9 protein-coding genes are annotated in these 13,002 nt (G+C 52.2%); 4 read left to right on the forward strand and 5 right to left on the reverse strand.

What is annotated here, in order from left to right; genetic code table 11:
* Nucleotides 1–47: 47 nt before the first annotated feature.
* On the reverse strand, nucleotides 48–797 hold the full coding sequence (locus GO013_RS13305; protein ID WP_163811897.1) for an N-acyl homoserine lactonase family protein: 750 nt from the start codon (nucleotides 795–797) through the stop codon (nucleotides 48–50).
* A gap of 313 nt (nucleotides 798–1,110) precedes the next feature.
* Between GO013_RS13305 and GO013_RS13310 the strand changes: the two genes are divergently transcribed.
* From GO013_RS13310 to GO013_RS13320, 3 genes are all read left to right on the forward strand, one after another.
* Nucleotides 1,111–1,569: a chemotaxis protein CheX gene (locus GO013_RS13310; protein WP_163811899.1), complete on the forward strand. Its 459-nt coding sequence runs from the start codon at nucleotides 1,111–1,113 to the stop codon at nucleotides 1,567–1,569.
* Nucleotides 1,570–1,599: 30 nt separating this feature from the next.
* On the forward strand, nucleotides 1,600–3,183 hold the full coding sequence (locus GO013_RS13315) for a HEAT repeat domain-containing protein (protein ID WP_163811901.1): 1,584 nt from the start codon (nucleotides 1,600–1,602) through the stop codon (nucleotides 3,181–3,183).
* Nucleotides 3,184–3,897: 714 nt separating this feature from the next.
* Nucleotides 3,898–4,656, forward strand: a complete 759-nt coding sequence (locus GO013_RS13320) for an arginine deiminase family protein (RefSeq protein ID WP_163811903.1) — start codon at nucleotides 3,898–3,900, stop codon at nucleotides 4,654–4,656.
* Nucleotides 4,657–4,747: 91 nt separating this feature from the next.
* Here the strand turns inward: GO013_RS13320 and GO013_RS13325 are convergent, their stop codons facing one another.
* The 4 genes from GO013_RS13325 to GO013_RS13340 all read right to left on the reverse strand — a co-directional run bounded on the left by GO013_RS13325 (nucleotide 4,748) and on the right by GO013_RS13340 (nucleotide 11,980).
* Nucleotides 4,748–6,772 carry an AsmA family protein gene (locus GO013_RS13325; RefSeq protein ID WP_163811905.1) on the reverse strand — a complete coding sequence of 675 codons (2,025 nt, stop codon included), beginning with the start codon at nucleotides 6,770–6,772 and terminating at the stop codon, nucleotides 4,748–4,750.
* A 9-nt stretch (nucleotides 6,773–6,781) separates the two neighbouring features.
* Nucleotides 6,782–7,477, reverse strand: coding sequence for a DUF4197 domain-containing protein (locus tag GO013_RS13330; protein WP_163811907.1), 696 nt, complete (start codon nucleotides 7,475–7,477; stop codon nucleotides 6,782–6,784).
* A 119-nt stretch (nucleotides 7,478–7,596) separates the two neighbouring features.
* Nucleotides 7,597–10,878, reverse strand: coding sequence for an aryl-sulfate sulfotransferase (locus tag GO013_RS13335; protein ID WP_163811909.1), 3,282 nt, complete (start codon nucleotides 10,876–10,878; stop codon nucleotides 7,597–7,599).
* Between the two features lie 58 nt (nucleotides 10,879–10,936).
* A complete protein-coding gene (locus GO013_RS13340; protein WP_163811911.1) occupies nucleotides 10,937–11,980 on the reverse strand; it encodes a DUF1786 domain-containing protein in 1,044 nt (347 codons plus the stop codon).
* 112 nt (nucleotides 11,981–12,092) lie between these two features.
* On the opposite strand from GO013_RS13340, the gene GO013_RS13345 reads away from it, so the two are divergent.
* Nucleotides 12,093–12,968, forward strand: a complete 876-nt coding sequence (locus GO013_RS13345) for an alpha/beta fold hydrolase (protein ID WP_203529609.1) — start codon at nucleotides 12,093–12,095, stop codon at nucleotides 12,966–12,968.
* Nucleotides 12,969–13,002: the final 34 nt, after the last annotated feature.

Genomic DNA, 13,002 nt, shown 5'->3' on the forward strand with positions numbered 1-13,002 from the left:
GGAGGCTTTCAAAGGAAAACCTCCCGCGTCCATGTGGGGAAAAAACGTTATTCCGGGACCGTCTCCATGCTCGCCCATTTCGGCTCATGCAACGGCAAAACATGGTCCGCCATGTCCTTGGCCTTGAGCAAGATGTCATAGGCCTCATTGGGGCCGGTGTTTGTTCCGGGCGGGATCACTTCCATTTCCATGGCCCTGACCTCAATGGGTGGATACAAATTTTCCAGAATGGTGCAGAATCCGCAAATCAACACGGACCCCTTGTCTGTATCGATCTTCACGGACATGCCGCCGGGCGTATGCGCCGGAGTGTGGATCATGGTAATGCCGGGTACCACTTCGGTGTCGCTCTTCACCGCAACCACCTGCCCGTTTTCCTCCACATCCTCTATGTAGTCTTCAAGGTACCGGAAATCGAGCGGATGGGGCGTATGGATATGCTCCAATTCCTTTTCGTGGACATAGATCGTCGCGTTCTCGCATTTGTAATCGTTTTCGCAGTGGTCGTTATGCAAATGCGTATGGATGATGATATCGATATCTTCCGGCTTCAGCCCGTATTTCGCAAGTCCGTCTTCAAAGGTATATATCGTGCCGCCAATGGCCTTTTCCCGTTCTTCGGAAATGATTGGCTGCATCTCGCCGGTGTCCACGAGGATACGCTTGTCGCCGCCTTCGATATACCAGGTATAAATGGGAATCGTGTACGGCGTTCCATACCCCTGTTGATATGTCATCATCCCCTTGTCAAACAACTTGGTTCCCATGACGATGGGATGAATCGTGTATGTACTCATGATGACAGCTCCCTTTTTTGTATTTTCTCAAAATATGAAGTCACCAGCGAATTTGTCAAGCCGCATCGGGCATTCTTGCTGCACATTTTTGCGGACCAACCCTGCTTTTCCGTTCTCCAAAGGCGTTATAGAGTGTCATTTCTCATTCTACACGTCTTGACCCCTTTACATGAAGCCGATAGGTAATTGAAATACGAGGATATACCATTTCCTCATCCATTCAACGACAAACACTGCCTTTGACGAACCATTTCAAAAGGTTGTATAATAAAGCTTCTGTGACAGCGAATATGATTTCCCAAGGAGAATAAGCATGGATGTTAAATTGGCAAAACCCTTCATAAAAGCAGCCGTTGATGTACTGTCTACCATGGCATTCATCAAGCCGGAGGTAGGCAAGCCCTACGTCAAGAAAAATAATGTCGCGGCGGGAGACGTCTCAGGCATGGTAGGCATCACCGGCGAAAAAAACGGGAGCGTTTCTCTCTCATTCTCCAAGGGATGTGCCGTCGCTATCGTCAAGAACATGCTCGGCGACGAGATTGATGATATTATGCAAGACGTCAAGGATGCGGTTGGTGAACTGACAAACATGATTTCAGGCCAGGCCCGAGCAGGACTTGCCGAACAGGGATTCGTGTTCCAAGGCTCCACGCCAACAGTTGTCATGGGGGACAATCACACCATCTCGCACATGGCGAAATCCCCTATCATGGCCATCCCCTTCACGACGAAGGACGGGGACTTCACCATTGAATTTTGCTTTGAGTAAACCGCCGACCTTGTAAGATGTGGAGAAACCATGCCAATGCTTAACAATTTCAGAGACAAGGAATTTCTGGATCAAATCACGATCCTCAACGAAATTTCGGGAAGCAAAAACCCGGACGCTCTTCCGGGACTGTTGGAACTGCTCAAGAACCCGGTGGGAGACACGTCCATTGACTATATGGTCGTCAACGCACTCAATGCAGTCTTATCCAGCAATGAAGACAAGGTCGTTCAAGGTCTGAGCGACGCTCATGACGGGTACAAGATTCTCTGTATCCGTGTCGCCGGAGAATATGCCATCAAGAAAGCCGCGCAACCGTTGGTCGCCCTGGCCGAAACCGAGACCGATCTCGACAGGCTCATGGAAATTCTGACGTCGCTTGCCCGTATCGCCGACGACACAGCCCTGCCCATATTCAGACGCTTCCTGCATCACGAAGATGCCTTCATCCAATCGTCATGCATCGAAGCCCTTGGCAAACTCGAAGATCCCGAATCCATCGAACATTTCAAGAACATGATCATCGAAAGTGAAGCCCCGGACCGTTTCGAAGTCTGCGACATCACCACGTGGAAAGCTGTTGACGCACTGGCAACGTACAACTCGGATGAAACCATCACCTTTCTGGTCGAAAAACTACACCACAAGAACCCTACTGTCAGACGAATCATCACCGATGCCCTGATCGACACTGGCGCACGGTGCGTTCCCATGCTGCTTTCGGTTTTCAAAACCGGCGACACCGATAACAAGATTCTGGCCGCCAACGTGCTCGGATTTCTCCGAAACAAACTCGGCGCGGATGGACTCGTCGCTGCCTTCGACAAAGGATTGGCCGACGATCACAATGTTCGCTACGCCGTCTATGAAGCTCTTGGACGCATTGGCACCATGAAAGGCATCATTTGCCTGGTGGATGGACTTTCCGAAACCGAAGAATTGATTCTCTTGGCCGTCATCGGTGGGCTTGAGAAGCACATCAATCCTGGCATGATCTCAACATTGTCCACCAAGATCATCAATGCGGACGAACAGGCCGACCGTTTGGCACAAGGCGTTATCGCCTCCAAGGCGACCGGCATTTTCGACGCATTGTACGAGACACAAGGCGCGGCTGACGCCCTGATGGAAGCCCTTGTCGCTTCGAACGACCCCGAAATCATCGAAGAATTCAAAGCCCTCCTGACTGAAATAGGTGGCCCCAGAGCCGAGCGGGACATCCAACGGCTGCCGCAGCTTTCCGCCAGTGCGCGCAAGGCCCTGGCTGCCGACGACTCCCGGTCCATGTGCGCCATGCACCGCGCCATCCTGACCGATCTCGGTTTCGAGCCCTTCATGGCCAGCAATGGCGAAGAAGCATACGATTTCATTGAACAAGGTGAAGAGTTCGATATCATCATCACCGACATGAACATGCCTGTCATGGACGGCATGGAGCTGGTCGGCAAGGTCAGGTCAACACCGGGACTCGAAGATATCCCCATCATCATGGTCACCACCGAATCGGAAGCGTCTCAACAAAACCTCGCTGAAAAAGCCGGCGTGACCGCGTTCATCACCAAGCCGTTCAAGCCTGATGAACTCAAAGCAAAAATCGCCGAAGTGACCGCCTAAAACAGACTTCACTCAAAAAAACGTCCCCAAAGCACACGCTTTCGGGACGTTTTTTTTCGTGCCCCCTCCCTACCGGGGGTCGCTTTCAGCGAGACCAGGACGCTGTCCTGGACCTGCCAAAGGCCCCCTTGAAAAAGGGCCTCAGACTGCTGACAAACCGCCATCCGCGTCGTTGCTACAAAAAGCTCAGAACCTCACGTATGCATAAATACGCTTCGGCCCTGAGCTTTTTTTGCGCCTAGCGGCTGACGATTTCTCAACAGCCTGCCAGATTGGACTTTGTAATCAATCTGAGGCCCCTTTGAAAAGGGGCCTCTGGACTCCCCGAAACTTTTTATCGCTCGCTTCGCTCGATGCCGTCGGCAGCATCAATTCGTGTGAATCTTGAAAAAACGTTGTAAAAAATGGTATTTTTTACAGACTCTATAATCAAAATTTAAGCATTTTTCACAAAGCTTTCTCATTTCTTTAACCATCCCCTCTTTCATCTCTCCCCCTTCTTCAATCCCACTCAACCGATGTCGTGGGACCCCGCCGAAGGCGCGATAAAAAGTTCTGGAAGGGAGTCCAGAGGGGAACCTCTTCCAAGAGGTTCCCCTCTGGCCGTCGGAGACATGCCACGCCACCTCACTGTGAAGGGAAAGGAACCTTGACCATTTTCCTTGAAATCTGCATGTTCTTTGGAATCATGAAAATTTTTCAAGGAGCGAAGACATGTTCACACGCGCAATAACACGTCGTCCATCTGAAGAAATGGTTGATGGTTTGACGACGGTGAATCGTGGCAAACCGGATTTCTATCTCGCCTTGCGACAACATGATGCATATTGTCAGGTGTTGACCCATTTGGGACTGGACGTCACGGTGCTTCCGGCCGAACCGGGATATCCTGATTGCTGTTTTGTGGAGGATACCGCCATTGTGTGTGACCAGGTGGCGGCCATAACGCCTTTGAGTGCCCCGTCACGTCAAGGTGAACAGCAAAGCATCGAGCCGGTATTGGCGCAGTTCAAGCCCGTTGCTCGGATTCCACCCTCGGTTCGCCTGGAAGGTGGGGACGTGTTGCAGGTAGAAAATGAGGTGTATGTCGGGTTATCTGACCGGACAAATCACGACGGCTTTACGGCATTGAAGACGGTTCTTGAACCCCATGGATATCGTTTGAAAGCCATGGCGTGTTGTCCGAGTCTTCATTTCAAGACGGACGTCAATTATATCGGAAATCAAACGCTTCTTGTGTCACCCTGCTGCAATGAACTGGATGCACTGACGCATTTCAATCGGATTGTTGTGGAAGATGACGAAGCGTATGCGCGAAACTGTCTGTATGTGAATGGAACCGTGATTGTTCCCGAGGGGTTCCCTGAGACGTTGGCGAAAGTCAGGGGCACAGGCGTTGAAACCGTGGTCTTGAATGTGTCGGAATTTGAAAAAATCGACGGCGGGTTGACGTGCTTGTCGTTGCGGTTTTGAGCGAGACGAAACCAGTGAATGGTGTATTATTTTTTTGACAATAAAAAAATCCCGATGGGAATGATTTCCCATCGGGATTGAATGAGTGCTTTTAGAAAAGTCCACCAAATGGATTTTTGGACTTTTCATCGGAACCCGATTCCGAGCCACCCAGAATATTTTTCTTCAAGGTGTCTTCCAAACCTTTGGTTCCTTCCTTGAACTGCCCTTTGAGCAGAGCTTCGGCCATGGCCTTGGCATCAAGGCTGATTGACGGATCGTTCAGATCGCCTTTGACGTGAATGGGCAACGGGAGTCCGTTCAGCTCTTCCATGGACGCTCCATCCTGCCCTTTGAGTGTTCCAACCACTGTCACGGTCGCGGTATAATCCGTGGTGTTTTTCGGAAGATCGGCCCATCCCGCGCCAGTGACGCGCAATAGTGGCGACTTCATCAACAGATCATCGTTCGTGACATACCCATTTTTCAACACGGCTGAACCGAGTAGCTCGGCAAAATCGGTGCGGGCAGGTTCGTCCGTATTGACTGATTTCCCCTTGAGACGATTCCATCCATCACGGAGCATCTTGGCAATATTGACACCATTGATGGCCCCGTCCATCAGGGCAAAAGAAGCTGTGCCAGTGATGGTCTGTTTGATATTCGGAGGAGTCAACCCCATCCCCTTGAGATCATAATTGACCACCGTGGTGCCAAGCAGATGATCTTTTCCGGTCAAATCCTTGAGAAGTGGCCCTATCTGCACCCCTTTGAGCGTTGCTGATTCCGTCCAGGAGGCACGCTTGGTGTTACTATTCAGAATGGAATGGGCCGACAGGCTGCCTTCGTAGAGATGAGCAGTAAACGGCTTGATGGTGAGGACGCCCTTTTGGGCCTTGAGTTGGCACAGAATGTCCGCGATGTGCAGATTCATGGCCTTGAGCTTACCAATGGTCAGTTTGGCCGAGAGGTCCAACTCCTTGAGCGCACTCAGGTCGGGTTCCTGCGCGGGCTGTTCCGTGGCAGGAGCTGGCTCCTTGGCCGTTGCTGTTTCGGATTTTTCCGAGGATGGCGGCAAATACCGATCAACGTCGATCGTGTCTATGTTGAAAGCGCATACAATGGCCGGTTTGGCAAAGTTTTTGACTGAACCAGTGATATCAATGGTGGTGTCATCGAGCTGCGCGGTCATTTTCTCCAATAAAACGGCTGTGTCAGAACCGGTGTATTCCAAATCAAACATGAACTTTTCCAGGACCTTGGGATCAGCTGTTTCCAACGGGTCCATGCCCATGTCCTGCATAAGCTGTCTGATGGAAGCCTCTGCTAGCGACAAGGCACCGGAAAAAGCGGTTTTTCCATTTTTCGACGAAGCGAAGAACGATCCATTCAGTTTGAGATTCAGTGCTTCAAACGTCATTTCGTCGATTTCAATCGTTCCCTGCTGTTGATCGAATTTTGCAAATCCGGCGAGCATGGGACGGGTTTCCAGTCGAGGGTTGTCGAGTTTCAGATCAAACTCCAGCTCAAAGGGGAACCGGAGCGTATCACCAACTTCACCGATGACAAGATTCAGATTGTTCACCGCACTGGTGGTACCTGCCTGTTGATCGTTGAACACGATATTCGCATTGGTAATTTCCACGCCCTGCACCGAGAATTCTTGAATCTGCCCCCCTGATTGTGTCGCAGGCTGTTCATCCTGTACGGGCGGCGTCTCTTGCGTGGCGTCCTTTTTCACCAGATCATCCCAATTGGTGATTCCTTGGGCATTCTTGGCAAGATTGAGGGTAAATCCATCCAGTGCGACCATGCCGATCGTCACGGTGCCGGACAAAAGAGGCATGAGGCGGATGGACGCTTCCGCTTTTTCAATACGGACCATCTCGGACGGTGAGAATCCCTTGGCGTTGCCGAGCGCCATGGCACCGACTTCAAGCCCGATTCTCGGGAAGAATGTGAATCCGATATCCCCTTCAAAGGTCAATTGCCTGCCGGTCTGTTCCGTGACCGCCGATGCGATTTCTTCCTTGTAGTCATTGGGGTCAACCGTGGTCACCACAACGACGATTGCAATGATAAACAAAGCAATGAGTCCAACCACTGCCGCCAAAAGTATTTTGAGAATTTTGTTCATTCCCGACTCCTAAAACAGTTTTTTCAAAAGGTCGCTTGCATTGGCCGCACCATTGGCCCGCAGGTCTTTTTCCTGATCACCGATGTACTGAAACATGGAGTCCAACACATGATCCGTGACGTAGTCTTCTGGAGCAAAGGATGTACCTGTGGCATTCGAAAGCATTTGAGCTGACGAGATGGCCTGTGTATACGTTCCGAGTCCAGCTGTTTCCAGGCTTTGCGCGACCACTGGACGGGCCATTTCCTTGAGTTGTGGCCGTGCGGTTTTTTCAAAATAATCGGTGATGGCCGTATCACTTCCGCCGACCATGGAGGTTGGATCTCCGATGTCCATGGTGTCAATGGTCTTGTTGAAAATCCCGCCGACTGAATCAACTGAATCTTCCGCTGCGGTGTTGAAGATGGAAAGCAGACCGGAAGTTCCGACCATGGATGACAGGGAGTCCGGGAGGGGGATGGATGCTGCCGGATTGGCTGAGAATCCCCCGCTTTTCCCCAGTTCTTCAACCGCATAATCGGTTCCCATATGGAGTATTTCCCGGATACCGGCATCCGCTTCGGACGGAGTGTACGACAATCCCAGGGCTTCAGAACCAGCGTCACCGGCCTGTTTGAGCGAGTCACCCCATCCGGCACTTCCGGGAAGGGTAAACAGCGTGCCCACCAAGACGACAGCAAGGAAAAAACGGAAGAACATTTTCATAGTCACCCCTTTTTTGACAATTGTTTGAACGCAAAGCGTATCACGGGGATGCTGTTTGTGCCTAGGGCATAGGCGTTATTATCAAGCAAAAATCCTGTCCGAAAACATACGCGCTCCCCTTATGGCGTGGTGATCGAGAGTCGATGAAGTCCCGGATGATCCGGCGGAATTCGACTGGCCCGATATATGGGGCGATGAGAGGAGCTGCCGGAGACGGAATAACGATATTCCCAAAGAGGTTGTGCAGTAGAAGAGACTTCGACAATCCGCCCCGCCGGACTGTCACTGATAAGAGTATGTCCATTGGGCAGCCGTTGCGCTCCAGACGCCTGGTCCGCAAAGAACCGTGCGCCACCTTTTTTGCTGTACGACCAGACGACCTGTGCGTTCAGGCGGGTCGATTTGAAATAGTATTCAGGTCGTATTTCCAGAATATCAGACCGTTGTGTCTGACGATTGCCGTTGTTGAAAATCAAAATGCGTTCTTTTCCCGGTGCGTCGCCGAGCACCCAGCGTGCATCACGTTGTTCCACCAGTTCGGGCCGCCCTGCTGCACCGTAGGCCTGTGGATTCCCCCAGCGGAAAAGGATGTCTCCTCCCCGGTGCATGAGACCGCCGGTATTGGATGCAGCTTCTTCCGTGGTGGTCGAGTGATCGAGTATCCAGACCTCGCTGGTGTTGCAAAGGCAGAGGACAATCTGCCGGAGTTGCGGATTATACTCGATGGAGTTCGCGTGGAGCCAGTGCGGGGTGCGTGTCGGATTGTAATTGACGTCCATCCGCTGTGGCAATCGAACCGGGTTGGCATAATTCGGTGCCGACTGATCGGTATTTTGCACAAGATGATCCCATACATGCCACTCCCAAACGATGGTCCCGCTTCGGGGACCGGATTTGCGGACTTCCACGATATGTTCTGCCCAAATGACCCCATCCGGGTGGGTACGAACAGACCCGCCCGCCGCTTCAATGTCGGATTCTGTTTTCAATTCCCAGGCCAGAAGCAACACATTTCCATTGGGCAAGGGCGCGATGTCGTGATGCTGACGAACTTTGTTCGAGATGTACGAATATTCCCAGACGATCTGGCCCCGGGGAGAGACCTCCTGAATAATGCCGCCGGTGACGCCCTTCCCCGTAAACGGGGTACGAATTTCTCCTGCCCCTGGAGAGACGCTGCGCAACAGGTTGCCGTTATTGAGCAGATAGACAGCCCCGGTTGAAAGGTCCTTGCCATGCCATGTCTTGACCACGGTCCCGTTCATGTCCACCAGCAAGGTATCCTTACTCCCAATGGGGGCGAAAAGGGTATAGCCGCCTTGTTTGGCTTCAGTCGCTACGGCGTGAGAAATGACCGGAACCGCAGGGCTGGTAATTTTCGGTCGGGAACTCGGTTGATGCGTGCTCGGTGCCAAGGCCGCTGTCGTTGTTTTCGGAGGTGTTGTGGGGGTGATTTTCGGTGCCGGTGCAGGGCTGAGACGTTTGGTGGATTCGGTGGCCTTGACCAGCTCTGTCCTGGAGAGCGTGTTGTCGCCATTGCGATCCATGCGCCAAAAAGTATCCTTGATGGTCCCGGTCGCCTCATTAATGGTAATATACCCATTCCCGTCCGTATCCATGGTCAGCATGAGCATATCGATATTTGGCTGTTTGGCCGACGTCGTTGCTTTGGATGTCGGGGAGGCCTCTTGATTCGTGACGCTCTGTCCGGTTGCCGAAGGAGTAAGAAGTGCTGTTTTTTGCGGTTCGATTGTCGGCGTGACCGGAGATGATGAAGACTGCTGTTTCGGCTGAACCGAATGCTCAGTGGACTCTGCGGCCTTGTGCAAAGACGGCGGAGTCTGTGTCGCGGTCTCGGTTGTGGGCTGGGCCGGGCTTGTCACAGTGGTCGGCGATGGGGTCAATTCGATGACCGATTGCTTTTCGGGAATGGCAGCCGGTTTGATTTTTTCGATCGATTGGTGCGATGCAGTCGCTGGTGTGCGCGATTTTGGTTGTGACATCGCGTGGTCCTGCGGTGTTGACGGAATGGTTTTGACTGGCGGGACAGTGGCTGTTTTTGAAGAAGCCTGCGGGGCGACAACCGGATGCTTGTCCACAGTTGCAAGAAGGATCGGATCGACCGAAGACGTATAGTCCTCGGTGTAGGCAGGCAGGTTCTTGACCACATCAAAACGCTCGATGTCCTTGATTCTGTATTGAATCTTTGACGCACGGAATCGGTGTCCGTTGGTCTTGTACCCGACATTCAACATGGTCTCGGAAGTGCGATTCAGACCCGGATTTGCCCGGAAGACGGATTTTCCTGCGTATCCATGCTGAATCACGGAATCCTGCACTCGGATAACGGACTGTTCACTGTTTTGGAAACGGGTGTCCGCGCCTTCGCATTCATTCTCCCAGACAATGGATTTCGTCAGGACAGTCGTGTTCAGTGCGCCCTCGCCTTGAAAAACGGCAGGACCGGATTCGGAAGAACGATTGCCCGTGAATGTCGCATAATACAGGACCGGGGTGGAACCGCCTTCATTCGCTATACCACCGCCGTTTTTCGCTTCATTATTGCGAAAAATCGAATTGAGTATCAACGGGGCCGTCCCGAAATCATTAAACATCCCGCCGCCGGAAACATCGGCGATATTTGAATCAAAAACGCAAGAGACAAATAGCGGAGCTGTCCGCATTTCATTGACCACGCCGCCACCGTGACCCACGGCCGAATTCTGCCAAAAGGTACAATTTTCAAAACGGGGCGATTGAGCCGGACGAGCGGTCGGACGCTGCGTCGAAGCGGTCATGGAATAGACTGCGCCGCCCAGCAATGCGTGATTGTCCTGAAACGTGCAATTGCGAATGATGGGAGATGCCTGAAAATTAAGCAACCCCGCGCCAAATCCGAGCTGGGGTCGGGCTGTCACCGATGCCGCTGTTCGATTTTTTTCGCCGGTCCATGCCGTGTTCTGGCTATACCCGCCAGTCACGGTGAAACCGTCCAGCACTGCGCCATCCGCGCCGCTGACAACGTGGTAAACATTGTCATCCGGAAAACCGGGTTGCCCGATATCGCCGGACAGGACCGTCTGATGCTGTGTGTGTTTTCGTTGTGTCAGATCAGTTTCATCACCGAAGAATCCGCCAAACACTTCCACCCCGGGTATGAGGTGGAAGCTGGCATTGCGGTCGGTGGAGTCCGTTGGGCGATACACGCCTTCGGCAACCCATATCTGATCGCCTTTTTGAGCGATGCTCAATGCCTGTTGCAATGAGCTGAACGCTGTGGCCCAGGATGTCCCCTGACCCGGCTGAACACTTTTCTCGTTGACGAATATCGTGCCTGCATGAGCAGTGGCCGAAAACAAAAAAAGACACAGTGTGACGGCGATAAGTCGTTTTTTTGGCATAGTCGTATTGTAGTAGCCATACTCCCCGCCCGCAGTCAACGATCAGATATCGACGGGCTTATTTTTTCATTTTTGTGGCCAATTCCATCCCTTTGATGAGTCCAAAACACCCGGCGAGCATCATATCTCCTCCCGGTGCCGGAAAAGAAACATCATACCCTTTCAACATGCCTCGGCGTGGTCCAAGGACGAAGGTCGGTCCGAACCCGTTCGCTTTTTTCGGAAGGTCGCAGGTCAAGCAGCCATGCCCCCGGTCTTCAAAGACCTGTTCGAACGGCAAGGTGCCTTGTTTGAATTGGTGCAAGTCTTCCCACAATTTTTCACTGGTGACACAGCCGGTATGTTGTTCGTACACTCCATGAATACGGCCCTGGAAAAGCAGGAAGGCGATGAGATGGGAGTTCCCGATATTCACCAGCGTAATCCCTGTGGTGTTACTGAGCGCTTCGATTTCCTCAACGTACAGCGCACTCAACACCGCTGCCGCACCGGTATCCGCAACCACACCGCCCAAAATATCTTGCTGCACATCGTGCAACCGGGTCATCATTTCAGGTGGTTTGGTATAAATCAGGGACTCTGGCCGTCCTTCTCCTTCATTCAAAAAGGTCTTCCAGAGCGAAAATCTTCCGCGTCGATTTGATTCGCCCGGGTGAAAACCATGATCCTGGGCGCACGCTGCAATTCGGTCGGGCCACGGAAGTTCTGCAACTTCAAGAAATGTTCGCCACCATGACTCATCAAAATCCGTCAAACGAACCGCTTTAAACCCGACTGGGCAGGTTTCGGTCAACTCAATACCCATATCCTTCACACGGGTAATATCATCCGCCATGGTATATGCTGCACTTCGGCTGGCAGCGACCTTGAGTCCGGCTTTCAGATGTGAACGAATGAATCGAGTGACACCGCCGCCCATATTCCGATCGTACAGCCAGATATTGCGTCCTTGCAGCCGCAAGGCGTCAATCCGGTGGCCGATCTGGAGAGCCGGTGACGGAATGACGAATTTCGGACAATTTTCAATTTCTCTTGCAGGTGAGTACAGCAGCACATCTTGTGTGCCACTGCCTATATCAAGGCATAAGGTGGTCTTTCCCACAATGTTCTCCTTTGATGTTTGGCAAGGAGATACACCGCGACCCAGCCAGAGGGCAAGGCATGATCTTTTATCACCATATTGACACGAAGCCGTGGGCGCGTCATGCTTTCGCATGATATGTATCATTCTTGCAATCCTGTGTGCCTTGTTGGTGGGTTTCGCCATCATTCGCTATGGTGCGTTCCTCATTTCAAACAGTCGGGCCGGTCAATTACCGGTCATTCATCAAGGTGTCGGGCGACTGGACAAAGCCCTTGGCAAAGGGATTCTCTCGGCGGTGGCTGCTGAATGTTTGTTGCTCCCCATGACTCTGTGTGCCCTCCTTCCCGATCGAGGCGAAAAACCAATCGGAATCCCCGTCCTGATGATCCATGGACTGTATCACAACAAGACGTCATGGTTTTTCATGAAACGCCATTTCAACCGTGCAGGATTCACCAATATTCAAACCTACCAATACAACAGTTTTACCAAGGATTTCGACTCCGCCCTTGCCGGATTGAACATCCGAGTAGCAGATATTCTGGCCAAAAGTCCCGGCGGCAAACTCATTCTTGTCGGGCACAGTCTTGGCGGTCTTCTTGCCCGAAGTGTGGCCGGAAAATCCGCCTATCAAGATCGAGTGGCTGCCTTAGTGACATTGGGATCGCCACATGGAGGAAGTGACCTAGCCTGGCTCGGAACCAACACCATGGCCCGAGATCTCATTCCCGGTCGATCCATTTCACAACACGTCAACAGTGTTCCGGACCCGCAGTGCCCCCGACTCAGCGTGTACACGCTCACTGATGAATACGTTTTTCCCCTGACCATGTTGCGGATAGGCCGTCCCGGATGGCAGGAGCACATCTGCGCCCCAATGAGTCACGTCTGGATGCTCTTTTCAAAAAACGTGGCCACTCAAGTTACCAACTTTTTGCTCCCCGCAGATTGTAATCTCAAACTTAACACTTTCGGGGGGGGAGTTCCCAAAATGAATGTCCCATGAAAATGTTGTCCTATCACTAAAACTCCACAACGGA

This window comes from Pseudodesulfovibrio sp. JC047, from assembly GCF_010468615.1.
In the GTDB taxonomy this organism is placed as follows: domain Bacteria; phylum Desulfobacterota; class Desulfovibrionia; order Desulfovibrionales; family Desulfovibrionaceae; genus Pseudodesulfovibrio.